Annotated in this window: 32 protein-coding genes, 3 tRNA genes and 3 pseudogenes; 30 read left to right on the top strand and 8 right to left on the bottom strand. The window is 25.3% G+C overall.

The window, feature by feature from the left end; all coding sequences use genetic code 4:
• The first annotated feature begins 11 nt into the window (after positions 1–11).
• From AACK91_RS04150 to AACK91_RS04090, 13 genes and pseudogenes are all read left to right on the top strand, one after another.
• Complete coding sequence (locus AACK91_RS04150) at positions 12–236, top strand: acyl carrier protein (RefSeq protein ID WP_338964400.1); 225 nt, start codon at positions 12–14, stop codon at positions 234–236.
• A 14-nt stretch (positions 237–250) separates the two neighbouring features.
• Positions 251–736 (top strand): Fur family transcriptional regulator, encoded by a 486-nt coding sequence (locus AACK91_RS04145; RefSeq protein ID WP_338964398.1) that lies wholly within the window; start codon positions 251–253, stop codon positions 734–736.
• A 504-nt stretch (positions 737–1240) separates the two neighbouring features.
• Complete coding sequence (locus AACK91_RS04140) at positions 1241–1372, top strand: hypothetical protein (RefSeq protein WP_338964395.1); 132 nt, start codon at positions 1241–1243, stop codon at positions 1370–1372.
• The gene (locus AACK91_RS04135) at positions 1373–2812 is read left to right on the top strand and encodes a M60 family metallopeptidase (protein ID WP_338964392.1); all 1440 of its coding nucleotides are present in this window, start codon (positions 1373–1375) and stop codon (positions 2810–2812) included. It begins immediately after the preceding gene.
• A 429-nt stretch (positions 2813–3241) separates the two neighbouring features.
• Complete coding sequence (locus tag AACK91_RS04130) at positions 3242–3397, top strand: hypothetical protein (RefSeq protein WP_338964390.1); 156 nt, start codon at positions 3242–3244, stop codon at positions 3395–3397.
• Entirely contained in the window at positions 3391–3642 is a 252-nt protein-coding gene (locus tag AACK91_RS04125) for a hypothetical protein (RefSeq protein ID WP_338964387.1), read from the top strand. The genes AACK91_RS04130 and AACK91_RS04125 overlap by 7 nt, the downstream gene beginning before the upstream one ends.
• Positions 3643–4246: 604 nt before the next feature.
• On the top strand, positions 4247–4684 hold the full coding sequence (locus AACK91_RS04120; protein WP_338964384.1) for a DUF3627 domain-containing protein: 438 nt from the start codon (positions 4247–4249) through the stop codon (positions 4682–4684).
• A 153-nt stretch (positions 4685–4837) separates the two neighbouring features.
• On the top strand, positions 4838–5041 hold the full coding sequence (locus tag AACK91_RS04115; RefSeq protein WP_338964381.1) for a DUF2649 family protein: 204 nt from the start codon (positions 4838–4840) through the stop codon (positions 5039–5041).
• Positions 5041–6054 (top strand): annotated as a pseudogene (locus tag AACK91_RS04110) (hypothetical protein). Before AACK91_RS04115 ends, AACK91_RS04110 begins: the two are co-directional and overlap by 1 nt.
• Complete coding sequence (locus AACK91_RS04105) at positions 6047–6358, top strand: hypothetical protein (RefSeq protein WP_419334477.1); 312 nt, start codon at positions 6047–6049, stop codon at positions 6356–6358. The pseudogene AACK91_RS04110 and the gene AACK91_RS04105 overlap by 8 nt, the downstream one beginning before the upstream one ends.
• A complete protein-coding gene (locus AACK91_RS04100; RefSeq protein ID WP_338963583.1) occupies positions 6358–6594 on the top strand; it encodes a hypothetical protein in 237 nt (78 codons plus the stop codon). Before AACK91_RS04105 ends, AACK91_RS04100 begins: the two co-directional genes overlap by 1 nt.
• 16 nt (positions 6595–6610) lie before the next feature.
• A pseudogene (locus AACK91_RS04095) lies at positions 6611–8815 on the top strand (spiroplasma phage ORF1-like family protein).
• Between the two features lie 307 nt (positions 8816–9122).
• A complete protein-coding gene (locus AACK91_RS04090; protein WP_338963247.1) occupies positions 9123–10085 on the top strand; it encodes an IS1/IS1595 family N-terminal zinc-binding domain-containing protein in 963 nt (320 codons plus the stop codon).
• 226 nt (positions 10086–10311) lie between these two features.
• Here AACK91_RS04090 and AACK91_RS04085 read toward each other — a convergent pair whose 3' ends face one another.
• A complete protein-coding gene (locus AACK91_RS04085; protein ID WP_338964379.1) occupies positions 10312–10416 on the bottom strand; it encodes a lipoprotein in 105 nt (34 codons plus the stop codon).
• 119 nt (positions 10417–10535) lie between these two features.
• Between AACK91_RS04085 and AACK91_RS04080 the strand changes: the two genes are divergently transcribed.
• Together AACK91_RS04080 and AACK91_RS11595 are read left to right on the top strand one after the other, a co-directional pair.
• A complete protein-coding gene (locus AACK91_RS04080) occupies positions 10536–11507 on the top strand; it encodes an IS30 family transposase (RefSeq protein WP_338964377.1) in 972 nt (323 codons plus the stop codon).
• 170 nt (positions 11508–11677) lie between these two features.
• Positions 11678–11794 (top strand): annotated as a pseudogene (locus AACK91_RS11595) (spiroplasma phage ORF1-like family protein); the annotation flags it as partial.
• Positions 11795–11814: 20 nt separating this feature from the next.
• Here AACK91_RS11595 and AACK91_RS04075 read toward each other — a convergent pair.
• Positions 11815–12147 (bottom strand): hypothetical protein, encoded by a 333-nt coding sequence (locus AACK91_RS04075; protein WP_338964375.1) that lies wholly within the window; start codon positions 12145–12147, stop codon positions 11815–11817.
• A complete protein-coding gene (locus AACK91_RS04070) occupies positions 12131–12235 on the bottom strand; it encodes a lipoprotein (protein WP_338964373.1) in 105 nt (34 codons plus the stop codon). Before AACK91_RS04070 ends, AACK91_RS04075 begins: the two co-directional genes overlap by 17 nt.
• A 126-nt stretch (positions 12236–12361) precedes the next feature.
• Between AACK91_RS04070 and AACK91_RS04065 the strand changes: the two genes are divergently transcribed.
• From AACK91_RS04065 to AACK91_RS04030, 8 genes are all read left to right on the top strand, one after another.
• Positions 12362–13030 carry a UPF0236 family transposase-like protein gene (locus AACK91_RS04065; protein ID WP_338964370.1) on the top strand — a complete coding sequence of 223 codons (669 nt, stop codon included), beginning with the start codon at positions 12362–12364 and terminating at the stop codon, positions 13028–13030.
• Positions 12928–13449 carry a UPF0236 family transposase-like protein gene (locus AACK91_RS04060; RefSeq protein ID WP_338966614.1) on the top strand — a complete coding sequence of 174 codons (522 nt, stop codon included), beginning with the start codon at positions 12928–12930 and terminating at the stop codon, positions 13447–13449. The genes AACK91_RS04065 and AACK91_RS04060 overlap by 103 nt, the downstream gene beginning before the upstream one ends.
• A gap of 441 nt (positions 13450–13890) precedes the next feature.
• Positions 13891–14373 (top strand): lipoprotein, encoded by a 483-nt coding sequence (locus AACK91_RS04055; RefSeq protein ID WP_338964367.1) that lies wholly within the window; start codon positions 13891–13893, stop codon positions 14371–14373.
• Between the two features lie 57 nt (positions 14374–14430).
• The gene (locus tag AACK91_RS04050) at positions 14431–14664 is read left to right on the top strand and encodes a hypothetical protein (protein ID WP_338964364.1); all 234 of its coding nucleotides are present in this window, start codon (positions 14431–14433) and stop codon (positions 14662–14664) included.
• Between the two features lie 78 nt (positions 14665–14742).
• Positions 14743–15363: a hypothetical protein gene (locus AACK91_RS04045; RefSeq protein WP_338964362.1), complete on the top strand. Its 621-nt coding sequence runs from the start codon at positions 14743–14745 to the stop codon at positions 15361–15363.
• Between the two features lie 331 nt (positions 15364–15694).
• Positions 15695–15770 (top strand) — tRNA-Trp (locus AACK91_RS04040).
• A gap of 94 nt (positions 15771–15864) precedes the next feature.
• Positions 15865–15939 (top strand) — tRNA-Trp (locus AACK91_RS04035).
• A gap of 13 nt (positions 15940–15952) precedes the next feature.
• Positions 15953–16045, top strand: a tRNA-Ser gene (locus tag AACK91_RS04030).
• Positions 16046–16094: 49 nt separating this feature from the next.
• On the opposite strand, the gene AACK91_RS04025 is transcribed toward AACK91_RS04030, so the two are convergent.
• Both AACK91_RS04025 and AACK91_RS04020 read right to left on the bottom strand, forming a co-directional pair.
• Complete coding sequence (locus AACK91_RS04025) at positions 16095–16952, bottom strand: DegV family protein (RefSeq protein ID WP_338964360.1); 858 nt, start codon at positions 16950–16952, stop codon at positions 16095–16097.
• Between the two features lie 15 nt (positions 16953–16967).
• Positions 16968–17810, bottom strand: coding sequence for a DegV family protein (locus tag AACK91_RS04020; protein WP_338964358.1), 843 nt, complete (start codon positions 17808–17810; stop codon positions 16968–16970).
• A gap of 128 nt (positions 17811–17938) precedes the next feature.
• Between AACK91_RS04020 and AACK91_RS04015 the strand changes: the two genes are divergently transcribed.
• From AACK91_RS04015 to tyrS, 7 genes are all read left to right on the top strand, one after another.
• Positions 17939–19030 (top strand): M42 family metallopeptidase, encoded by a 1092-nt coding sequence (locus tag AACK91_RS04015; protein WP_338964356.1) that lies wholly within the window; start codon positions 17939–17941, stop codon positions 19028–19030.
• A gap of 2 nt (positions 19031–19032) precedes the next feature.
• On the top strand, positions 19033–19662 hold the full coding sequence (gene ytpR, locus AACK91_RS04010; protein WP_338964354.1) for a YtpR family tRNA-binding protein: 630 nt from the start codon (positions 19033–19035) through the stop codon (positions 19660–19662).
• On the top strand, positions 19649–20671 hold the full coding sequence (locus AACK91_RS04005) for a nicotinate phosphoribosyltransferase (protein WP_338964351.1): 1023 nt from the start codon (positions 19649–19651) through the stop codon (positions 20669–20671). The genes ytpR and AACK91_RS04005 overlap by 14 nt, the downstream gene beginning before the upstream one ends.
• Positions 20672–20712: 41 nt before the next feature.
• On the top strand, positions 20713–21786 hold the full coding sequence (locus AACK91_RS04000; RefSeq protein WP_338964348.1) for a hypothetical protein: 1074 nt from the start codon (positions 20713–20715) through the stop codon (positions 21784–21786).
• 81 nt (positions 21787–21867) lie between these two features.
• On the top strand, positions 21868–22134 hold the full coding sequence (locus AACK91_RS03995; RefSeq protein WP_338964345.1) for a hypothetical protein: 267 nt from the start codon (positions 21868–21870) through the stop codon (positions 22132–22134).
• Positions 22135–22223: 89 nt separating this feature from the next.
• Positions 22224–22730, top strand: coding sequence for a hypothetical protein (locus tag AACK91_RS03990; protein WP_338964342.1), 507 nt, complete (start codon positions 22224–22226; stop codon positions 22728–22730).
• A gap of 43 nt (positions 22731–22773) precedes the next feature.
• Positions 22774–24024, top strand: coding sequence for a tyrosine--tRNA ligase (gene tyrS / locus AACK91_RS03985; protein WP_338964340.1), 1251 nt, complete (start codon positions 22774–22776; stop codon positions 24022–24024).
• Between the two features lie 59 nt (positions 24025–24083).
• On the opposite strand, the gene AACK91_RS03980 is transcribed toward tyrS, so the two are convergent.
• The 3 genes from AACK91_RS03980 to AACK91_RS03970 all read right to left on the bottom strand — a co-directional run bounded on the left by AACK91_RS03980 (position 24084) and on the right by AACK91_RS03970 (position 26120).
• Positions 24084–24329, bottom strand: coding sequence for a hypothetical protein (locus AACK91_RS03980; protein ID WP_040092631.1), 246 nt, complete (start codon positions 24327–24329; stop codon positions 24084–24086).
• A 281-nt stretch (positions 24330–24610) separates the two neighbouring features.
• Entirely contained in the window at positions 24611–25573 is a 963-nt protein-coding gene (locus AACK91_RS03975) for an IS1/IS1595 family N-terminal zinc-binding domain-containing protein (RefSeq protein ID WP_338963247.1), read from the bottom strand.
• A 205-nt stretch (positions 25574–25778) separates the two neighbouring features.
• Positions 25779–26120, bottom strand: coding sequence for a hypothetical protein (locus tag AACK91_RS03970; RefSeq protein ID WP_338964337.1), 342 nt, complete (start codon positions 26118–26120; stop codon positions 25779–25781).
• Between the last annotated feature and the right edge of the window lie 115 nt (positions 26121–26235).

Raw genomic sequence — 26235 nt, 5'->3', positions numbered from 1 at the left:
AGGGATTTTAAATGGACGTGTTAAATGAAGTTAAAAAAGTTTTAAAAGAACATGGCGTTTCAAAACAAGTTGATTTAAACACAGAATTTAAATCAATAGGGTTAGATTCATTAGATTTGATAGATTTAGTAATTAAAGCTGAAAAAAAAATTGGAATACAAATACCAGATGATAAATTAATGGATATTAAAACAGTAGCAGATTTAGTTAAAATTATTGAAGAAATTAAAAAATAAAGGAGCCGGCAAAGATGGCATTATCATATGAAAACATTGTGCAGTTATTAAAAAACAAAAATTATCGAAGTACCGAAATTAGATTGGCAGTTATTAAAATTTTAACAGAAAAACAACACTTAACTTTATCAGAAATTGTTGAGTTGTTAGAACAAGAATTTAAAAATGTTAATCTAATGTCAGTTTACAACACAATCGACCTCTTAATTAGTGAGCATGTTGTTTTTACCAATTCGTTTGATGGTAAGCAAATTTGATATGATTTAGCTGAAAATCCATCACTCCATATGGTTTGTGATATCTGTAAAAATGTTGTTCATATTAAGGATTCAAAAATTTTACAAGAAATTAAGTTAGATAACTTAAAAGAAGTGATGCAAAATACTAATTGAGAGCCAGTTCACTTTAAAATTGAAGGACATGGAATTTGTGATCAATGCCGTAACAAAAAAAATGAACATCTTAATTTTGACGAAAATTTTAATGATGACAACGAATAAAATAAAAATTACCATAAACTTTTTTTAAAGCAAGATAATTTTTTTATTTTGAAATATTAAATAATTTAGTAATGTTAAAGGAAAGCATTTATATTTTTTGTTTTGTAGTTCTTATGGTTTTTTGTGAAATTAATTACTAAAAATAAGGTCAATAATTTAATATAATAATTAAATGTTATGATCTTTTTATTACTACATAAAAATAGATAGAATGGGGATGAAAATTTATGTTGATTGTTTATAATATCAGATTTTATTGTAAAATTATTCTTTTAATTAATTTTTTACATACTAAATATCTTTTTTTCTTTAATAAAACTCGTCCACAAGCAGCGATATAATTTTTCAAAAAAAAATTAAAGCATAAGGAGGAATAGAATCTGATGAAAAAGATATTTTTTGTGATTTGAAATTTTTTCATTTTTTTGCTTTGACTTTTTTAGTATTATTTTTTATAATTTATGTTTACAACAATAATGAACGGGTTAAAGAACTATTTGAACATTGAACAGATGAAAAAAAGGTACAAAAGGTGAAAAAGGTGATAAGGGTGACAAAGGTGATGATGGTAAAAGTGGTGGTAAAGGTGATGATGACGACAAAGACAATCATGGACCTTTAATAACTAGTGAATAAATGCGAAAACGGGAAAATCATTGATTTATACACCCTGGATTTAAACCAACTGGTTATTTTTTAAAAGAGGGTATAGCCTATGAAATTACTTTAAATCGTAAAGTGACAGCGGATGAAGCTGACATCGTCAAATTGACAGTTGGTCAATGAGGCCAATATAAAAACCCAATGATTAATCAAACAGAAGATAATTTCTCAAATTATGAAATATCAAAAGACAGTAAAAAAGTTTCTTTAACAGCTGAAAATCCCGGTGTTCTTTATGTTAATGATAGTAATCAAACTAATTTAAGAGTAACAAATATAACAACACAAAACCAAAATGATATTATCAAAATTCCAACTTTTAAATTAAATAAATCTAATCAAAATAATTTTATTAATGATGTTTTAAAGACGAATTCACCTCTTGTTGAATTTGTATCTGATCATTTTATTGCAACGATGCAAACAGAAATGATACAAAATAAAGTTATTCCATTATACAAAAGAGATCGAGAAAGAATGTTTAATGAAGTTTTACAAAACTGAGACAAAGGATGGCATTTAACAAATAAAATTTGAGGTTTAGATGAAAATGATACTGGTATTAATCATAAATACCCCCAATATATTCACATTGCTAATGAAGACAAATCCGGGGGTTATGCCAATACAACTGATGGGCGATTAATGTTCCATAATGCGTCAGCCGCTGGAGAAGAATTATTTATATGAGAAGAAAGTAATTATTTAAACCCTCTATGGCATGAACTTGCTCATACATATCAAACACCAGGATATAGATTTTCAAATGTAGGAGAAACCACTAACGAAATTATTACTGTATATGTTAAACAAACTTTATGAAATGTTAAACCGAAAGTATTTAGTTTCCGAGATACTGTAAAAGAATATTTAAATAAGTCTGATGAAAAAAGAGATTTTCTTAGTTTAAAAGAAGATCATTCTTATAATACATGAACGAAGATTTCAATGTTTTGACAATTACATATGGCTTTTGGTGATAACTTTTATCCGTTATTAAACCAAAAATATCGTAAAATTAGTTGAGATTTAAATTGAAATGATGGTCTTAACTCTGATGAAGTAAAAGTTCAAGAATTCATTAAAATAACTTCACAACTAACAGGCTATAATTTAGCACAATTTTTTGTTAAGTGAGGATTACCACCAAATCAAGCAACGATTGATGAGGTTAGACAATATAAAGATTTAACACGTCCTATTTGAGATAATGTTGTTGATCCAAAAACCGAAAATAGCCCAATTGTTCAAAAAAAATTAATATATAAGGAACAAAGCAACTATAAAAAAGAAAATGAGCGATATTTAAATTTAGAGAAGAATACAGTGTTACTTAATAACAAAGGAAATATTGTTTATATTTTTTTAAATGTAAATATACTTCCTAAAAAATATTATTTTTTAACAAGTTAAATTCAACTTATTTGCAAAGTATTTATCATCTTTTTAAAACCTGTAAATCATTATTGATAATTAAAGGGACCGTTGCAAAGATACGGGTTTTAGTTAAAAACAAGATATAATCTTGTTTTTTCTTTTATATATAGAAATTATTAATATTAAAGTTATTATTTTTTAAAAATTTTAAGGAGTTGGAATTATGCAAACAAAGCAATATTTTATTTTGCGGTCGTTAGTGAAAAAATATGGTAAAGATAATGTTATTAATACTGTCAATAAGATTGCAAATGATATTGAAATTAAAAAGTAAAAGAATAAATTATTCCGCGTAATTTATTAGCGGATAATTTATTCAATAATGTTTTTTAATGGAGCAAAGCGACAATGAGCGGAGCGAGTTTGCAAATTTCAATTTTTTAATTTATTGAAAGGAGATATATTATGCCAGGTTGATTAACGACAATATTTAGTGTTGTTATTATATTAGGTATTTTTGCGTGAATTGGTTTATCAATTTATCAAAAAATTCGCCAAATTCGAGGAAAGAAAAAATATAAAAAAGAAATTGAAAATAAGGAGGATAATAAACAATGTTAGGTATGTATTTAACAACAGCAATTAATTTTTTAGCAGTTGGTGATAAACCTACTATTTCAGATGGAATGGGTTCTATTTGAAGTGGTTTAGGGCAAGCAATGATGAAAGTTAAAGAAGCAATTTATGCTGTATTACCACAATTAATGACCTTTTTAGGTGATGCGTGAATTATTTTAATTCCATTTGGTATTTTTGTAATTATTAAGATTTTAAACTTTTTACGTGTTATGGTTAAAGGATTTTAAGAGTATATTACTCTATAAATTCAAAGTATTTTAACAAAAACTAAGGCACACTATTAGTTATATTTTTAGTAATTAAATTTAAAATATTATTATGGTTTTCTCTCTGTATAAAAATATTTATAAATTTGTTAATTTATTAAAAATTCAAATAATAAATTTAAATGTTATTATTGAAATTATTAGTAATGAAATAATTGTTTTAAAGTAGGATTTAATAAAAATAAGAATATTTTTATTAAGGGTCATATTAATAGTAGTTTTGGAATATAAATTTTTATAATATTCTTTATAAATATATCTACTTTCTTTTTAAAATTTGTAGGCAGTATGTAGTGCAAAAATATCAATTTAATTATAAATTATTAATTTTATATTTTAATAACTATTGTTAAAAATTAAATAGTATTTTTCAGTGTGCCAATTTTTATTATTTTTATATTTAACAATGTTTATTAACAATGTTTATTAAACATTAAATAAACAATATATTAGCATTATGTATAACATTGTTAATAATCAATGTTTTTATTAATAAATAAACAATATATAAACATTAAATATAACATTGTTTATTAAATAAATATTTAGTTAGGAGTTGATAAAATTGAGTAATTTTGTTAAGAAAAATCAAAATGTAGAAAATTATTTTATTCGTAAAGAGTTGATAGTTTTTGAAACAGAAAAAGCAAGTTTTATAAATTTACCTAATCATAATCGTCATATTGGTTTTTGATTGAGTAATAAATTTATTTATCCTAGTGAAAAACATTCAGAACAAGTAGCAATTGGTTTGATTTATGATAATTCTTATCCTATTGTAAAATATGATGAAAATTTAAAACGACATATTTGAAAGTATTTAACTGGAACAGAATTAATTAATTTATACAATCAATATAAACAAAATTATTTTACACAAATGAAAAAGGCTTTATTTCAAGATGAACCTAAAAAAGTAAAAACAAATAACAATAATAATTTAACAAATTGAAGTGATGAAAAAGTGCAACAATTAATCAATGATTTAGAAAGTTTAAATTAAATGAGTTTATATGATTATTGAGTTCAATTTGTTAGTTATATTATTGGTTCAAATGCTCCTGAATTTTTATATGTTATATCGTTTGTGTTATTTATCGTTTTATTTTTGGGGATGTTTTTTAAACTTATTCAAAAAAATGTGGAGTTTTTAAAAATGCAAAATGATTGAGAAAAATTAAAAGAGTTTTTTATTCATATCTTTTTGTTTATAGATAAAACAAATGTTGAAACTATTACAACTTGAAATTTAACTCAAAATGAATATTTAATTCTGATGATTGGTGTTTGAATTGTGATTTTATTTTTAACGTGGTTTTTATTGTGAATGGTTTTTAAAATAGTTGGGTATTTTAAGTAATGAAAAAGTTTATATTTTTCGTAAAAAATTATTGTTATATTAGTGGTTCAATGATTTTGTTTAGTTTAATTGATTTATTACTTTGAATAATTTCATTAAATTATACCGGTTTAGTATTTTGATTATTGTTTGCTTTGCAATGTGTTTATTTTGTCTGATGAGTTTGAAAAAACATATTTTATCAGTTAAATGCTTTTCGGTTAGTAAATTTTGTTTGAGATAATCCGTTATCAGTAATTATTGGTAAGTTAGTAACGGGAAAAACATTACTTTTAACTTATTTATCACAAACTATGAAATTATTAACAGATAAGATTTATAGTAATTATCCGTTAGAAGATGATAAAGTTAAGGTTTTAACATTTAAAAATTTAGATTTTACAGATAGAACAAAACCGGTTCCCCCTGATGATAGTGTTATTTTATTTGATGAAAGTTATTTATATATTGATGGAACTAGTCCCCACGATGAGAAAAAAGTTCATAGTGGTAAAATTCCGTGAATTGTATTAGCAAGACATTTTGGTAATCGTGCTTTATTTACTGCTCAGCGTGAGGGTATGATTTGAAATAATATTCGACAATTAGCAAGTGGTATTATTATTCCAATTTCATTGAAAAAACCTATTGCTAAAAAAGGATTAAATTTTTTTAATCGTTTCTTTATTATGAGAATTGGTATTTTTCAAGATATTACTGATTATAAAATTTGAAAGATAAAATCAGTAGAACGAACAGCAGAAGGAAAACGAGCAAAACATAAATCTGATGTTGGGTTAGGAATTCGGTTTTTTAAAATAATTATTCCGTTAGAATTTGCACAGAAATATGATAGTAAATGATTAAAGTTTGTTCGTGATTTAAAAAATGATGAAATAGTTAATAAAAAAGAATATTATTGGTCATAAATTACTAAATTAAGTGTTAAAGAGCGTTTAGAATTGTTTGATATTGATATTTTGAAAAAAAATTTAAAACCTAAAAAAGAAAAAGGAAGTGATAAAGATGATTAATTTATTATCAGAAAGTAATAATTGAGATAATATTTTTAGTTTTATTTTTGATGTATTTTTGTTTATTTTTGATGTAATTTGAAATACTAAATTACCAATGACAAATACAACTATTGCTTATTTTATTATCTTTTTTATGGTTGTTAAGTTATCAATTTATGCTATCCACGGAACAAGAACACAATATAATGAATTAGGTTCAACTGTTAAAAACAATACATCAAAATTGTATGCTTCAACAGCACGTGGTGTTAAAAAAGCATATAAGACTAATAAAAAGGGTCAGTGAAAGGAAACAGATTAATGATTAGATTAGTTTTATTAGTTGCTGCAATTGCTATTTTTGGTACTAGTTTTATTACGGTGATTATAAATCAATTAACATCAGCAAAAAATATCATTATGGATTTATATAACTCAGATACTTTTTTACTTTCTTTGTTTGGTAAAATGGCAATTTTGTTTAGTCATCCATTAATGTTAACAATATCAAGTTTATATATTGTTGGGTTTATTGTTTCAAAAACATTGTATAGTTAGGGGTTGAATTATAAATATGAAAAAATCATTATCTTTATTTGCCATATCTATTTTAGGTATTTTAGGTTTAATTATTCCATTTATTACTTTAACAGCATTTAAACCCTTAAATCAGCAGAATTATACTGTTAATCAACAAACAACGGGAATGAATGAAACTGATTTTATTAATACAATGTTTTTACGCAGTAGTTTTTTTGAAAACTGGTCTGAAACAAATTACTTTATTAATCCAACTCTAAAAACATCACAATCATTAACTTATAATGATAAGTGATATTTAGATTTTCTAAAAGATAGTTATTCAACGGGAATTTCATTTGATAAGCTTAGTGATAAGTTTATGGATTTATATAAAAATTGAGATACTTATTCTAAACAATATAATATTGATAAATTTTATGATGTGGATAAGAAACAATTTTTAAAAGAATTAACTAATTTTTCTTATTCTTTTGCTAAGTATTTTAATACTGTGGAAGTTATTAATAAATTAGAAAGAGGTATTGATAATTTACAATTAGTTAAAATGATTAATGAGTTTTGAATACAAATTCCTAGAACACAGGCACCTAATAAATAATTTTTAACTGCTACTAATAAATGATATTTTTATATAAATAAATATGAAAATAATTATATAACGACAAAATTTTATTTTGATAATAATTTTATTAATAATCAAAACACTTGATGACAACACTTAAAAAATGATTCAGATTTTATTTGAAACTATAATTTAGTATATCGTTGAGATGGAAACGGTGAACCAGAATTACCCGTTGTTGATAATGGTGGCAAATTAAAATGATATACTGAATATTATCAAAATGTTCGTTCTTTTTTGCTTAAATATATTGATGTTATTGTACAAGAAAATATCCGAATTCAGCAAGGTGGTAATCCAAACTATGATGACCCAAATTTGGGTAGTGAAAGAATAATTTTTGATTTTGAAATTATTAATAATATGGAAAAATTAGATTGAAAACCTGATGTTATTTTAACTAGAAAATCAATTTATCGGATGATTTTAACAATTGATGAAAATAAAAATATTATTGCTGGTAGTTTAGAATTAACACATCTTAAACAATATTGAAATGGTAGTGATTATAATAATTATCGATATACTGATGATTTAGGATTTTTATTTTCTTTCATAAAAGAAAAAGAAGATACTTTTAATTTTAGTGCTGAAACTTATAATTATTATCAAGGTAATACTCCCAATACTGGTAAAATGGTTTTTGAACAGATGAAAGGTCAAATTGATATTAATAAATTTTTAAAAGCCTTTTTTACCCATGCTTTGGTACCTGTTTTTCAAAATCGTAGTAATTTTATTGAAAGTGGTTATATTGATAATTTACAGTATGATACTGTTTTAATTAATTTTTTTGGTTTAAAATTGATTAATTTTAGAGATGTTTTAATTGATGAAACTAATACTAATAAAAATCAATTTGAAAAACTATTAAATAGTATGTTTACGGTTTCCCAAAATTTTTATAAAGATTATTTACGTACCATTTTTGATTTAGAAAATGATACTTATGTACAAGGATATAATAAAAAATATGGTTTATTAGCAAATAATGGTTTTAAAATTTATCCTCGTTATTTTTATTTTTCTGATAAATACAATCAATTAGACATTAAATTGTATTCAGCATTTAAAAATCGTTTTTATAATACTAATTATGGTAATGTATTTAATTATGATTTTTCAGTTGCAAATAATTATAATATTAATCAAAATGAAGGTTATATTTTTGAAGGTGCTTTAAAAGATAAATACGGTTTAAAATACAAAAAAATTGAAGAACAAAAAATCGGTTATAATGTTTTTGAATTACAAGCCCAAAAAGAAAATGATATGTACCGTTATTATGATTTTAATTTTGGAATTTATAACTGACAAGAAATAAATAATGGCGGGTTGTTTCCTGATTGACAATGATGACAAGCCCAATATGAAAGTTGTAGTTGATATAATTTAGCGTGTCATATAAAAAATGCTGCAATTTGAATTGTAAATAATATTCCCGGTGTTAAACAAGTAAACGAATTAGCAAGCGGTGTTGGTAAAATATTTCAAACAATATATAGTTTTTTTAGTCAAACATTTGAGGTATGAAAATTTAGTCCAGCATTATATAATACAATAACAAATATATTCCTATTAATTATCTTTATGAAGTTTGTTCGATTAATTTAAAAAAGGACTTTTTAGTCCTTTTATTCTTTTCAATCAATTATTAGTCCTGTGTCTTTATTAATTTCTGGTATTTGTGGTTCATTGTTTTTATTTCAACGATATACTAAATTATAGTTTCAAATAAAATCTGAATCATTTTTTAAGTGTTGTCATCAAGTGTTTTGATTATTAATAAAATTATTATCAAAATAAAATTTTGTCGTTATATAATTATTTTCATATTTATTCTTTAATTTTGTCGAAAACTCTTGATATTTATAAAATATACCTAAAATTAGGTATATTTTTAATATATAGAGGTAAATAAATGATGAAAAAAATAATTACAGAATTAATAAATAGCTTAACAGATGATCAATTTTTAGAATTTTATGAAAAAATAAAACAACAAGCAGACTTAATTAAAAAACAAAAACGTTTAAATGAAATTGATCAAAAATTTAGAGATAAAGGCATTATATGTCCTAATTGCAAATCTTTTCATTGTGTTAAAAATGGTCATAATTCCGAAGGAAAACAAAAATATTTATGTAAAAAATGTCGTGCTAGTTTTGATGCATTTCGTCATCATTTTACTTATTGAAGTCATTTAAATTATGAACAGTGAAATTTATTAATTCAAATTTCATTGTTAGGACAATCTAGTAAAATAATTTCTCGTTTTATTAAAACAACCCCAAAAACCGCTTGATATAATCGACAAAAATTAATGCAATCAAAACAATTAGAAAATACACAGTTAAAATTTAAAAAATTAAATGGTCAAATCCAAATGGATGAAACATTTATTAAAGAAATTCATAAAGGCAATTTTAAAGATAAATTTGATAAACGAAAAACTCATCTCGATCCATTTTCAACTGATACCAAATGCTGTATTCAAATGGCAGTTGATAGCAATAATAATATTTTTGTTCAATCCACCAATACCAAAAGATTACAAAAACAATGGATTATTGAAAATATGAATAAGCAACTAATTAAAGAAAAATCAATAATTATTTCTGATATGCAACCACTATATTTATTAGTAGCAAAACAAACAAATTCTACTCTATATTCCACCAAAACTAGTACAAACCCTGATACTAGTTATCAAAAGTTAAATAAGATTAGTAAATTACAATCCAGTCTTAAAGAAGCCTTAATTCATTATCATGGTTTGGGTTTCACTAATATTCAAAATTATTTAAAGCTCTGAAAATGAAAATACCAACACAAAGGTTTAACACCAAACCAACAATCAACGGTATTATATTTTAACGTTTAAAAAATTTAAAGCAAAATCATAATCTTACACAAAATTAGTTTTCAAATTGTCATATTGATGATTTTTTTTATTTCATCAAGAGTTTTCGACAAAATTAAAGTATTTATTTATATAAAAATATCATTTATTAGTAGCAGTTAAAAATTCTTTATTAGGCGCCTGTGTTCTATGAATATTAGTTCATTTGCTATTTTCTGGTAGTTGTTGTGGTTATGGTGTAGGTTTATTACCCCCCGTTTTCATTATTATTTGGTTTTTCACAACTAATTAATGTTGTTGTACTTGTTGCTGTTAATCCGATTACTCCTAAAATACTTAGTAACTTTTTCATATTTTACTTCTCCTTTATTAAAATTACTTGAATGCTATAATTGATTTTATCATATATCAATAATGTATTAAATAATTTTAATATTAAATTTATAAATTAATGAAAGGTATATAAATGTTATGTATAGTCATTTAATTTTTATTGATAAGGTTAAATTGGAAAAATTATTATTATCAAAATTATTTTTAAAAAAGAATGGTGAAATAAATATTTCACAAATTGCTAAATGTTTGAACAGAAATCGTAGTACTATTTTGCGAGAAATTAAGCGTTTTAAAACTATTGATGAATATAGTGCTTATAAGTTAGATAAAATGTATTATGAGAAAAGAAAAAAGAATAATAAAAGATATAAGTTTACAGAAGAACAATTAAATTTTATTAATATAAGATTTAATGTTTATCGTGATTCTCCATCACAACTTATTCATCGTTATTTTCTAAAGTTTGGTATTAAATTTCCTGTTTGTGTTAAAACATTGTATAAATGAATTCGTTTGGGTTTTTATGGTTTTTTAAAACAGAATTTACGTCATCGTGGTAAAAAATATAAAACAAAAGGAAAATTTGATAATCGTGGTAAATTAATTAATTTTAAATCAATATGAGATATTGAGAATAAAGAGACTGATGTTGGTTGATTTGAAATGGATACCATAGTTGGAAAAGAGCATCAATCTAGTAATTTGGTTTTAGTTGAACAAAATAGTAAAAGTTATTTTGTTATGAAATTAAAAAATCATACTGCTAATGAAGTTGTGGAAAAGTTTAAAGATATTGTTATAAGTAATAATTTATTTGGGAAAATTAAAGGAATAATAACTGATAGAGGAAAAGAATTTAGTAAATGAAGAGAATTAGAAATATTTGCTGAAACACAAGTTTATTTTTGTGACCCTGGTAAACCACAACAAAAACCATTAATTGAATATATGAATTCTGAACTTAGACAATGATTTCCTAAGGGAACTGATTTTAATAATGTTAGTCAACAAAAAATAAATTGAGTAGTTAATGTTATAAATGATAAATTAAGGCCTGTTCTTAATTGAAAAACAGCAAAAGAGGTATTTTCAGATAATTTTAAATAGGTTTATTTGAAGTAATTTAATAAATTATTTTTTAGTGTGCTTAATTTTCCTTAAAATAAAATAAAAACTATAAATATTTTGATTTTTAAAAATTTATAATTGATTTTTTATGATTTTTATTGTATTATTTGACTAATAAGATTTGTTGCACTTCATTTTACATAATTCCAATATATAGTTTTTTTAGTCAAACATTTGAGGTATGAAAATTTAGTCCAGCATTATATAATACAATAACAAATATATTCCTATTAATTATCTTTATGAAGTTTGTTCGATTAATTTAAAAAAGGACTTGTTAGTCCTTTTATTCTTTTCAATCTGTAATTTTACCGGTATTTGTATCAATTTCAGGTGTTTGAGGTTCATTTAAACCATCTCAACAATAATATGATTTAAAAAGATATCATACACCATTAATAATATGATAAGGTACCCCACTATTATCTCAAATTGATTTATTTGAAAAATTAAATTTTATAATAGAAAAATTATCATTTTGTTTCTTTTTTACAATTCCAATATATCATTTATTATCTGGATTCCTATTTAATTTATCTAATGGTATTAACTTTCAACTACTATTTTCTGGCGGTTGTTGTGGATTTCAAGGTTCTGGTTTATTACCCCCCGTTTTCATTGTTATTTGGTTTTTCACAACTAATTAATGTTGTTGTACTTGTTACAGTTAATCCGATTGTTCCCAAAATACTTAGTCATTTTTTCATATTTTTATCCCTTTCTGTGAAATGTTATAATTTTCTTAATTATACTATACATTTTTTAAAGTAGGTGTAAATTTATGAAATATATTAACTAATAATTTTAATTTAACAACGAAAGTAAATAATAAAATGTTTAATTTTAATAAATTTAGCGTAAATATTTATGAAAATGCTTTAAATCAGTTAAAAGAAAAAATAGAAAGAATTGATAATATAATTTTTAAAAAACGAGATAAAACAAAATATTTTGTAAAAGAAATAAAAACTAGAAAAATTAAAACAGAATTTGGAATATTGATTTATAAGCGAAGAATTTACAAATATTTTTATAAGGGTAAGTGAAAACATGTTCCTATTGTTGACAAACAATTTGGAGTTGGAAAATGACAAAGAATAATTAATGATTTAAAATTAAAAATAATTGCTGAAATAGCAAAAAATAAAAGATATAGCGATATATTAGATATGTTTAATTGTAAATTGCATTTTTCATCTGTTTCGCGTATTTTACGAAAAGCATTAATAAAAAGAAAAGATAAAAGAATAGATTTAAAAAATTTTGAAAATTTATATATTAATTTAGATGATGCACATATAACTTTAAAAAATAAAAATAATAAATCTTATTTGCAAACTGTTAGAATAATTTCATTTAATACTGGAAAAGAAAATAATAAATCTTTAAATAAAAAATATTGTTTTTTTTTCTTAATAAGAAAACTCGAGGAGCAGAATTTAATTACTTTATTAAAAAACAAATTCAAAAATTTTTTAAAAATTATGAAAATATTAAATTAATTATTGGTGGGGATAGTGCTAAATGAATTAAAAAAACTGCTAAAATTTTAGATGGTATGTTTATATTTGATAGGTTTCATACAATAAGAGAATTAAAGAATAATATATATTGTGGTAATCGTAGTAAAGAATCATTTAAAAATTATTTACACGCAAAGGAATTATTTTTACAAGGAAAATACGATGAATTTATAACTTTTTTAAAATCATTACAGAATGAAAGAATTAAATTAAGGTATTTTATTAATTTAAAAAATGTTATTTTAAATCAAAATAAAGAGTGAAATATTGGCGTATCTGCTGAAAGTGATGTTTTAAGAGTTGTAAAATCTTGTTTAGGATATGGGAATAAAACATTTTCATTTTCAATATTTAAAAATATTTTGGATTTAAAAATTATGAGATTTAATTTTAGTTAATTTAAAATAATTTAGTTTTAGTTTTTAAACTATTTTTTAGTATTTTAAAATATGAAATTATTTTTTGTATTTTTATTTTTTTGTGTTATTATGTTTTTATAAAAGAAAAAAAGTTTCTTGTTTTTAATTAAATTAAATAATACCCGTTTATTTGCAACACCCCCTAATTAAATACTATGATTAATTGTTAAAAACAAGCCAAGTAATTTGATATAATAATTACGTATTTTTTCCTTTTATTAACTATGAAAAAATAAAAAGAATAGAGATGAAAAAATTATGTTAAGTATTTGTAAAATTAGGTGTTATTGTAAAATTATTCTTCTAATTATTTTTTTGCATACAAAATGTTTATGTTTATTTCGTAAGACACATATCCCGCCTAAATTTTAGTTTTTAAATTTTAAATAAATATAACTAAAAGCAAAGAGGGAAAAAACAATGAAAAAACTATTAAGTATTTTAGGGACAATAACATTAGTTGGAACTGTTGCGCCAAATGTTGTTGCCTGTCATAACAAAAAAAATCTTAGCAACGAAAGTATTACAGCAGAAGACATTAAAGTCTTTAATGAAATTCAAGTAAAAGCATCTGAAAAAATTAATCAAAAAATTAAAGATACGCCATATGTCGATAGCACAAAAAATGACTTATCAAAAATCTATTCTAAAGTAAATAAGGGTGATACTGAACCTTATCAATTAAAATTAAGCAATTCAGAAGATAATAAATTAGCGACTTATTTTATTAACAATTTTACAAAAATTTTTGATAATGTTAATCATGAATTACAAAACGAATATTCAAATTATTTTTCTAATACAGTGCCATTAACGTTAGATGATGAAAGAAATGTTGTAAAAGTAAGTTATATTGATGTTGAAAATTTACGTAGTAAGTTTCCAACAGATATTAATCCCTAACCATTTTCAGCTGTTCGAGTTGATTATACAGCGACAATTCAGTTACAATTTAAAAAAATGTATGCTAGTTTCCAACTATCAAGTATTTATAATGTTAGTGAAAACGTTGCTGCTTTACGGACTTTTTCTGATAAGGCAGTAGGATTTTTAATTGAAAATATTAAAGACTATTTTATAAAATTAGAAACTGTTGATTTTTCAGAAAATGAAATTTTAAAACCATTATATAATCAAATGATTTGAGATTTTTCAAAAGATACAACTGAGTTAAATAGTACTTTAAAAAATTAATTTAAAGAATATATTGCTAGTAAAAAAGAATTTAAAAACCTTAGTATAACTTATAATGATACTGATTTAATTAAAAAAGTGGAAGATGGTCAATTAACTGCTGAAAATAAAGGCTTTATGGGAATATCTAAAACCAAAAAAGCAACTGAGTTATCATTAGCAAATTGAGTTGATCCTAATGCTGGTAAAAATAATCCATGAAAACATTTATCTAATGCAACTGCTGAAAATTTTGTTGATTTTTATAAAACAAAAGTTGGTTCTGTCTTTAATGTTGATAAAAATGATTCTTTAAATTTAGGTACTTTTGAAATTAGCTTAAATTATTTAAATATTTTTGGTCTTGGTTTATCTGGCAATGTGAAAGATAAAAATAATGAGGATTTATCAATTGCATTAAATTTATCTGGAGATGGAATTGATAAAAAATTAACTAATTGAGGAAAAATAATTGTTCAATTTTTAAAATATTCAGGTTCTGGTATTATTACAGCGGATGATAGTATTGGTTTAGAAGCCCCTATCCAAGATTTTAAAAAAATAACAATGAAAAATCAAAAGGATGGTTTAAAAGGGGCTATTAAAATTATGTTCGATAGTTTTAAGGATTCAGATGAGGCAAAAAGTTTAGAAGATATTGATTTATTTAGTTTAATGACAAATTCTTTATTAACAAGTCAAAAGGACATGGACTACTAAATGAATCAACTCATTTGGAATGAGACCGACAAATAGAAGACAAATGGGCAGTTATGTTTACATTTGGTAACAGTTTGGATACTGGTTTATATTATTCTTTTGCATCAAATCCAACCTCTAATAGTGAGGAGAATGTTGATTTTGAAATAATAAGTGCGGCGGATTAAAAAACTATCTGTTTTATTCATTTAATTTTAAATTAATAAAATAAAATTAGAATTAAATATTATGTAACAAATTGTAATTTTAGAAAACAAATATAATTATTTGCTATTTTAAATTATTTTGTTAAAATAATTAAGTGTCAATTTTGATACTTAATTTTTATTTTAGGGGTATAGTTCAAGTGGTAGAACATCGGACTTCAAATCCGAGTGTTGTGGGTTCAAGTCCTGCTACCCCTGCCATTATGTTTTATAAGATGAAAGTATGTAGATACTTTTTTTATTTTAAAACCAGAGGATTCTTTTGTAATATTTATGTTATGATTTAAAAGAATTTAGGGGTGTAGTTTAATGGTAGAACAGCGGTCTCCAAAACCGTACGTTGTGGGTTCAAGTCCTATCACCCCTGCCAGGATAATAAAGATGGAAGTATACCCAAGTCTGGTTGAAGGGGGCGGTCTCGAAAACCGTTAGATGGAGTGATCCATGCAAGAGTTCGAATCTCTTTACTTCCGCCATTAGAAGAAAACAAAAAAACCATTTCTAATTTAGAAATGGTTTTTCCTTTTATTTATTTTCTGGAATTGCAACAAAAGCAATTGTATCTAAGCCAGCATGAGCAACAAAAATATTAGCTAATTGTTCAGTATGATAATCGACTTTTAATTCATTTAATTTTTGTGTAACATTATCTCAAACTTTGTCAGCGCATTGATCTGTTTTTAAAACAAATAACTGAAATTTTTCTTTAACTGTTTTTTTAAATTTATCTCATGTTTCAACTAATGATTCAATTAAATTATTTAATGTTCGTGATGAAGCAATTTTTTTAGGATATTCTTCTCATTGGATTAAGATTTTAATTTTAAATAAGTTAATTAATGATAGCAGCACTTTTCCAACACGCCCACCTTTTGATAAACGTTCTAGGCTACCAGGGATCATTGCCATATATGTTTTTTGTTCTAAGGCATTTGTTTTTGCAATGATTTCTTTAACAGTAAAATTTTGTTTTGTTAATTCATTGGCATAAATAATTAATGTTTTTAAAGCAAAAGCGGCAGTATGATTACGAACAACATGAACTTTTCCAAGATATTGTTTATCTTGGCTTAAAGTATAAGCTGTTGCATATTGGCTTGATAGTTTTTCGGCAATAGGGTAGTGAATGATTTCATCATATGTTTCTAGAATTTCATCTCATTTTGCCATTAATTCTCCTGTTGAAGCTTGGCTTGTTTTAGTAGTTCCTGTTTTAACAATATTATAAAAGTGATACTTTTTAATTTCTTCTTTGGTATCTAAAATATCTATTTCGTTATTTAAAATAATGTGCAATGGAATAACGTGGATTCCTAATTCTTTAATTTCTGCTGTTGTAAAACCAGCTGATGAGTCAGTTAGGATTGCAATTTTTTTATTCATAAAGTTAATTCTCCTTTATTTATCTCAACATACCAAGACCACGGTATTAGGGCCAGTGTGAGCAGCGATGACGTTTGCTAAAATGTATGTTGAAGTAATTATAGCACCCACATCTGTAATTATTTGATAAACTTTATCTAAAGTTTCTTTATCTGTTTTGGAATGTAGTAGAATAATATTTTTTCAATTTTGACGTTCTTTTTTAATTTGATGAAAAGCTGTTGAAACAGCTTTTTTGAATGTCCTTGTTTTGTCAAACTTATCAATTCGACCAGCATATCTTAAAATTGGTGTTATCTTTAACAATGATGCTAATGCTGCTGCGGCAGCAGTAATTCGCCCGCCACGTTTTAAAGTTTCTAAACTTTTTGGGATAATAAATGCACTAAATTTTGTTTTAATTACATCAATTCTTGTCTGAAATTCTGTTAATTCTACGCCTTCTTTAATTCAACTGTAAATTAGATCAATCATATAAACTAATAATTCACTAACACCATCAGTATCAATAATAAAGACCTTTTCTTTATATTCTTCACCTTGGGCTAACATTGAAATATTTTCGTGTTGCCCTGATAAACCTTTCGATAGTCCTACAAAAACAATATTATCGTATTTTTTTAATAGTTCATTTCAAGTATTTAACATTTTTCCCATTGGGATTTGGCTTGTTTTAATTACTTGATGTTCTAAGATATCATAAAATTCATTAAATGAAATAATATCTTCATCATCTTCAACCTCACTCCCATCTGGGAAATTTAATAATAACGGTAATAAATAGGTGTCTTCATATTTTTTTAATTCGTCCTTATTAATTCCTGACGATGAGTCTATTATTAATGCAACTTTACGCATAATTGCCCTCCATTATTTTCTATAAATTTAGCTATCATTGAATTTTAGTTATTATATTGTTAAACTCTTAACAATATAATAATTATAAACTTTGATATAATAATTTCAAGAACGAAAGGGAGATAAAAATGAAAATTACTAATGAAAAGAAAATAATGTATGAAAACATTTTGCAAGCATTTGGTCCATCGGGATGCGAAGAACAAGTTGTGATATTAATGAAGCAATATTATCAAAAGTATACATCAGAAATAATTCAAGATAATTTAGGAAGTTGTTTTGCAGTTATTCGTAATCAAACAGGAATTAAAAATGCTAAAAAGGTAATGTTAATGGCCCATGGTGATGAAATTGGTTTTATGGTTAGCCAAATTAATGAAAAAGGGTTAATTAGAATTAACCCATTAGGAGGAATTTGAGAACAAACATTATTAGCAAAACGGTTAAGATTATTAAAAGATGATGGAACTTTTATAATAGGCGCTATTTCAGCAATTGCTCCGCATTTGTTATCACCAGAAGCACGTTCAAAACCAACACCAATTGCTAATATGCTAGTTGATTTTGGGTTTACTTCAAAAGCAGAAGCATATGCGGCTGGCGTTCGGGAAGGTAATTTTGTTATTTGTGAAGGACCAACTGCTTTTTTAAATGACAAACGGTTATTATCGAAAGCAATTGATAACCGAATGGGTCTTATTTTGGGGTTAGAAGTATTAGAACAAATTAAAGATAAAGCATTAGACTTTGATTTATATGTTGGTTTTAGTGCCCAAGAAGAAGTTGGAACTCGTGGGGCAGCAACTGCAACATCTTTAATTAAACCTGATTTTGCAATTGTGACAGATGTTTCGCCAGGGCAAGACTATGAATCAACAAGTACCTTTGGGCAATTAGGACAAGGTGTAATGTTACGAGGAATGGACAATGGTTATGTTACTCGCTATGATTTGATTAAATATCAACTTGATCTAATGCAACAGCATCAAATAAAATACCAATTTTATATTTCACCAGGTGGTACTGACGCTGGACGTGTTCATTTAGCAGATTATGGAATTCCAACAATTCAGGCTTGTCTAATTGCTCGTAATTTACATACAATTAGTGGTATTATTGATTTAGATGATTTTAATGAAACAATTAAGTTGGTCACAACTATTATTGAGGATTTAGATGAAATAAAGATTAAAAATTTTAATTGAAGTGAGAAGAGGTAAAAATGAAAACAAAATCAATTGGTTTATTTTATCATCCAGTCTTTGATGTTTTAGTTGGATATGAACCAACTGTTACGCAAGGAGAACATATAATTAAGAAAGAATGGGTTTTCTTTCATGATGAAAGCAAACAATGTTATGGTTTTAATTTATTAAATGCTAGTCAACATTTAACAACAAAATTAAAACCAGGTATTAATAGTGATAATAAATTATTATTAACAGAGTTAGCAACAAACTTTAAAAAACAAGGGGGTCTATTTCATAATATTAATAATAGACCACAATTTATTGTTGGTCAGATTTTGGAACGTAAGCAACACCCTAATTCTGATAAACTAAATATTTGTCAAGTTACGATTGGTTCGGAAGTCCTTCAAATTATTTGCGGCGCAGATAATTGTGATGTTGGTCAATTAGTTGTTTTCGCTCGCGTTGGAGCAATTATGCCATCAACATTACAAATTATTCCTAGTGAATTACGTGGTATTATGTCAAACGGAATGTTATGTTCGGAACAAGAATTAGGATTACCAGTTTCTAGTGTTGGGAAAAAAATTGTGTTATTATCACCAAAACAATATCATCTTGGAAGTAGTTTTTGAAAGGAATATTATAATGAGCAAAATTAAAGCAGGATATTATAGTGCCGTTTATTTTTTAAAAACAGCTAATATTTTAAAAAATGAGAAACCAAGTGATATCGTAAAAATGCAATTTTTTCAGCGTGAAGAAAATGTTATTTTAGCAGGGGTTAATGAATGTATCGAATTATTAAAAACAGAAGCTTTTAATCCAGAAACACTTGAAATTACTGCTTTGACTGATGGTGACGTAATTCAACCAAATGAACCTGTGTTAAAAGTTGTTGGACATTATTATCAATTTGGTCATTTAGAAGGAATTATTGATGGTATTTTAGCGCGACAAACTAGTATTGCCACTAATTGCCATCGAATTTTACAAGTAGTAAATAACAAGCCAATTATCTATATGAATGATCGTAGTGATTATTATTATAACCAAGAAAATGATGGTTATGCTGCTAAGGTTGGGGGCATTACCAATTTTGTAACAACAGCTCAAGTAGCAAAACTAGCTGGTAATTATGAACCAATGGGAACGGTGCCGCATGCTTTAATTCAAGCATTTAATGGTGACTTAATTGCTGCATTACATGCTTACCAACGTTTTTATCCAACCGATAAATTAGTAGCCTTAGTTGATTATAATAATGATGTTATTACCGATACTTTAAAAGTTGCTAGTGAATTTCCAAATTTATATGCGGTTCGTGTTGATACATCGCAAGCTTTGGTTGATAAATATTTTCTTGGAAAAGAAAAACAATACTCCGTTGATGAAATTAGGGGGGTCAATAAACATTTAGTTTGGGCCCTGCGACAAGCGTTAAATCAGCAAGGTTATGATTATGTTAAAATTATTGTTTCTTCAGGATTTAATGTTCAAAAAATTATTGAATTTGAGACGGAAGGGGTGCCAGTAGATATCTATGGGGTTGGTCAATCTTTAGCAAAAATTAATATTGGTTTTACTGGTGATGCTGTACAATTAAATGGTATTGATCAAGCCAAAGTTGGTCGTCATAACATTATTTCAAATCGACTAGTTAAAAAGTAAGAAATGTTTTATAATATAGTTAAATAAAGGGGGTTTTCATGATGAGTGAAAATAAAAACCAAAAAATCGAATCCTATTATAATCATGATGATGCTTATCCTCATCTAAAACGTGAACAAAAAGCACAGCAACAACAAGAAGAAATACCAGAAACAACTAGTGTTGAGCATCGGGTTGAGAAAAAGCCTCCTTTAAATCCATTAGGAGAAGTTATTTCACCGTTGTATGGGAAAAAACTTGATGGAGCTAATGAATTTAAACACACAATAAGTAGTTATGAAGATAATTTACATGATGAACTCGAAAATGCTGCTTCAAATTCAATTAATGAAATTATTGAACAAAAAATTGTTGAGAAAAAAGCTGAATTAGCAAAAATTCATGTTGTGGAAGAAAAAATTTCAGATGCTGAAAAGGCTAATGTTGAACAATATTTTAAAAAATATGATCCATTGACAGATAGCAACAAAATTAAATCAACTTTAAAAAATCGCAATAAATTATCAGAACAAGCAGCTCAAACAGTGTCATTTTTATTTAAACCACGTAAAAATGGGGAAAATATTTTTGGGGAGCGAACAAATGAATTAACGTTAGAATTAGAACAAATTAAAGAGAAAATTAGTAACCCAAAACCACGCCATCAAGTTGATGAATATGAACAAACAGCATTGTTTGAAGGAATAGAAGAACAAAAACTAATTAATGAACAAATTCGCCAAGCGATTGCAAAAGCCAATCAAATTGATGATAATTTTTCCGAGGATATGCCATTAGATCAACGCCGTCGTTTGATTCAACAGAACTCAACTAAAGCGGGAGCAGTTAGATTTAAAACATTACTTAATTTACAAGAAAGTAATGTAAACAATCAATTTTTGCTTCGTTCAAAACCAATTGCACAGTATCATAAAAACTTGTATGATTTGCGAAAAGAAGATTCCGATTCAGAAACAAAACATGTTAATGACTATTATACTAAACGCAATCCATATTTATCACGGATGTTAGAAATGGAAGAACGAACTGCGCGAGAAGCTGAGGAAAAACGCAAAGAACGAATTAAAACCCAAATTAATGAAAGTAAAAATTTTGATAAAGATGAGAATAAATAAGGATTTTTATTTTGATATTAAATAAAATAAGTTATAATGTAAAAGTAATATTTAATTTGATTAGAAAAAAGGGTGGAAAAAATGATATATATCTTAGCAACTAGTGACGAATTATTAATTTCACAAACAATTTTAATTATTGTTTTATTATGTTTAGCAATTGTATTTTGTTGTTATGGAATTATTGCTGCACGGAAAGTTGCAATTGCTGCTAAGAAATTTGATTATTTTGTTGAAGACTTAACTTATAAATCAGAAATGTTAAACTCGACTGTTGATACAGTTGTTAAAGTTTCAAATTATATTGATGTTTTTGAAGCTTTTGCGAAACGGAATGTTAAAGCATAAGTAAAAGTTATTGCCCGTAATAAAGATATTGCTTATCGAATTGTTGATAAATTAAAAGATTTTGCTAATTCTGATGAGAAGGAATAATTATGGCTTTTAAATTTGTTAAAACATTAGCAATTATGGTAGAGGGGATGCTTATTGCCCCTAAAAAAGGATCAGAATTACGCCAAGATTTTATTAATTTAGTTAAAAAATATAATCCACAATTGAAAAAAATGGTTAATAAAATTGAAATTGTGTGAGAAAAATCACAAGGAATTGAATCAGACGAAGTAGCAGCTGATATTGAATTACGAATCAAAGATGTTAAGGGTGCGGTAGAAATTTTAGATTCTGCTTCAACAAAAGAAGTGGCTTATAAAGCATTAAAGAAAATTGATGTTGGGACAGTAAAATTAATTAAAGCTGCCGCAAAATCACCAAATGTTCGTGCTGTTGCGAAAGACTTAGCTAAAATAACAGTTTCTGCTATTGATGCGGGAATTAAAGTAACAGAAGATCTGAAAAAAACATCAGCGTCAATTTCAGAAAAAATTATTGAAGAGGAAAAACCTAATCAACTTAAAAAAATCGCAAAAGTCGATAAAGAATAACTCTAACAATTTAGAGTTTTTTAAATAGTAGAGGAAATAAAAGATGGTAAAAGATATTATAGAAGAATTAAAATGACGAGGTCTATTAAAACAAGTAACTAATGAGACAAAATTATTAAAAGCTCAAACTTTAAAAAAAGGGGTTTATTGTGGTTTTGATCCGACAGGTGATTCATTACATGTTGGGCATTTAATTCAAATCATGTTATTAAAACGGTTTGAAATGTTTGGTTTTCAACCAATTGCAATTATTGGTGGCGGAACTGGAATGATTGGTGACCCAAGTGGTAAGAAAGCAGAACGTGTATTATTAAATGATGAGACAATTATGTACAATGTACAAGCAATAAGTAAACAAATGCAACAATTAATTGGAAAAAATGTCCGAATGGTTAATAATGCTGATTGATTACAAAAAATGACTTTAATTGATTTTTTACGAACTGTTGGAAAAGATTTTAATATTAGTTATTTGTTGGCAAAAGAAAATATCGCTACAAGAATTGAAGTTGGTTTATCGTATACTGAGTTTGCTTATACTTTATTACAAGCATATGATTTTTATCAATTATATGTTAATTATGATTGTGCTGTTCAAACCGGAGGAAGTGACCAATGAGGAAATATTACTTCAGGGACATACTATATTCATAAACAAATTGGCGAAGATAATTTAGCTTGTGGTTTAACAATGAACTTATTAACAAAAGCTGATGGGACAAAATTTGGAAAAACAGAATCAGGAGCCGTTTGGTTAGATCCAAAAAAAACATCACCATATGAATTTTACCAATTTTTCTTTAATCAAGATGATCAAGAAACCGGGAAATTATTACGTTATTTGACAATGTTAACAGAAGCAGAAATTATTGCAATTGAAAAAGAACACCAAAAAGAACCAGCAAAGCGAATTGCACAAAAAAAATTAGCTGAAGCAGTAACATTATTTGTGCATCAAGCAGACGGTTTGAAAACAGCACAAATTGTGAGTGAAGCATTATTTAATGGTAATTTGCACCAGTTATCAGAACAACAGTTGGATCAGTTACAAACTAGCTTACCGTTTTTTTCATTATCAACTTTTGATTTATCAATTCTTGATTTATTAGTTCAAGCAGAAATCGTTTCATCAAAACGAGAAGGGCGGGAGTTTTTAACACAAGGAGCAATCACCGTAAATGGCATTGTTATTAATGAAGAAACACGGACTGTTACAAAAGATAAATTTTTATTTAATAAATATTTAATTGTTCGTCGTGGAAAACGAAAATATCATTTAATTTCTTGTGAATAGTTGAGTATTTAAAATTAAAAAAACACACTTATAAAAGTGTGTTTTTTTATGGTGCAAAATTATTTTAATTCAACGGTTTTACTTTTGATAGATTTCTTTTTATTTTTAACATAAAGACGAGTATAATAAACAACTTGGATTAACAATACAACAAAGATATTAATAAATGCAAATAAACGACAATGTCAAGGTGTTTGTGGTAATGCTAAAACAGCAATTAACATTGCTAAAGCATAAGCATTTAATATTCCTCAGATTGTAATTTTATGTCATAACTTTAATTTTCTTTTCTCAGTTTTTTTCATGTTTAGAACCTTTCTGGTATGTTTGACCATTTATATCTGTGTAAAATACACTTAGTATTATTTTAACTTAAAAATCTAAAATTATGTCTTTTATTCTTTAATTTTTAAATTATTTTTCTTAATTTAATTAAATTTAGTTTTTATTTGCTTAAAATAAAAACTAAATAATTGTGCATTATAACTTTAATTTTGTCGAAAACTCTTGATGAAATAAAAAAAATCATCAATATGACAATTTGAAAACTAATTTTGTGTAAGATTATGATTTTGCTTTAAATTTTTTAAACGTTAAAATATAATACCGTTGATTGTTGGTTTGGTGTTAAACCTTTGTGTTGGTATTTTCATTTTCAGAGCTTTAAATAATTTTGAATATTAGTGAAACCCAAACCATGATAATGAATTAAGGCTTCTTTAAGACTGGATTGTAATTTACTAATCTTATTTAACTTTTGATAACTAGTATCAGGGTTTGTACTAGTTTTGGTGGAATATAGAGTAGAATTTGTTTGTTTTGCTACTAATAAATATAGTGGTTGCATATCAGAAATAATTATTGATTTTTCTTTAATTAGTTGCTTATTCATATTTTCAATAATCCATTGTTTTTGTAATCTTTTGGTATTGGTGGATTGAACAAAAATATTATTATTGCTATCAACCGCCATTTGAATACAGCATTTGGTATCAGTTGAAAATGGATCGAGATGAGTTTTTCGTTTATCAAATTTATCTTTAAAATTGCCTTTATGAATTTCTTTAATAAATGTTTCATCCATTTGGATTTGACCATTTAATTTTTTAAATTTTAACTGTGTATTTTCTAATTGTTTTGATTGCATTAATTTTTGTCGATTATATCAAGCGGTTTTTGGGGTTGTTTTAATAAAACGAGAAATTATTTTACTAGATTGTCCTAACAATGAAATTTGAATTAATAAATTTCACTGTTCATAATTTAAATGACTTCAATAAGTAAAATGATGACGAAATGCATCAAAACTAGCACGACATTTTTTACATAAATATTTTTGTTTTCCTTCGGAATTATGACCATTTTTAACACAATGAAAAGATTTGCAATTAGGACATATAATGCCTTTATCTCTAAATTTTTGATCAATTTCATTTAAACGTTTTTGTTTTTTAATTAAGTCTGCTTGTTGTTTTATTTTTTCATAAAATTCTAAAAATTGATCATCTGTTAAGCTATTTATTAATTCTGTAATTATTTTTTTCATCATTTATTTACCTCTATATATTAAAAATATACCTAATTTTAGGTATATTTTATAAATATCAAGAGTTTTCGACAAAATTAAAGCATTATAATGAGATTTTTTCTCATTTTTAATTATACAATTTAGTTATTTGGAAGAAAATTTAAAAGCAATCGGTTGTAATTATCTTAAATTAATAAATAAAAAATAATACATTTAGTATTATTTATTAATTAGAATTCCCTTTTTTACTCAATTCTAATTCATTTTTAGCTTTTTCATATATTTCGACAATTGCTTTATGGCGTAAATATTCTTCTTCTGAAATATTTTGGATGACACGTTCCTTAATTTCATCTTCAATAAATAAAGATATATATTTATTTAATGTGTTAATTGCTTTTTCAATTTCTTCGTTTGTTGCAACATAATCAGAAATTAATTCAAATTTTTCTTCTCAGTTTAAATTATTAACAAACTCTAAAATAAACCGTGGATTTTCTTTAATATATTCTGATAAAGGTTTATCAATATGTTCGTCAATAAAAATATCAATTTTTTCTGGTAACATTTATTTTTTATACCTCCTGAATCCTTTTAATGTTAATAATTTTTTAAATTATCAACCGCATTTTAATTATAACATTTATTTTTTTAAAAAAAATTTTCTTTAATTTTGTCGAAAA

This window comes from Spiroplasma endosymbiont of Sarcophaga carnaria, from assembly GCF_964019595.1.
GTDB lineage: Bacteria > Bacillota_I > Bacilli_A > Mycoplasmatales > Mycoplasmataceae > Spiroplasma > Spiroplasma poulsonii.
Note: the sequence above shows the minus strand (reverse complement) of the source record. Positions and strands in the feature narration are given on the sequence as shown.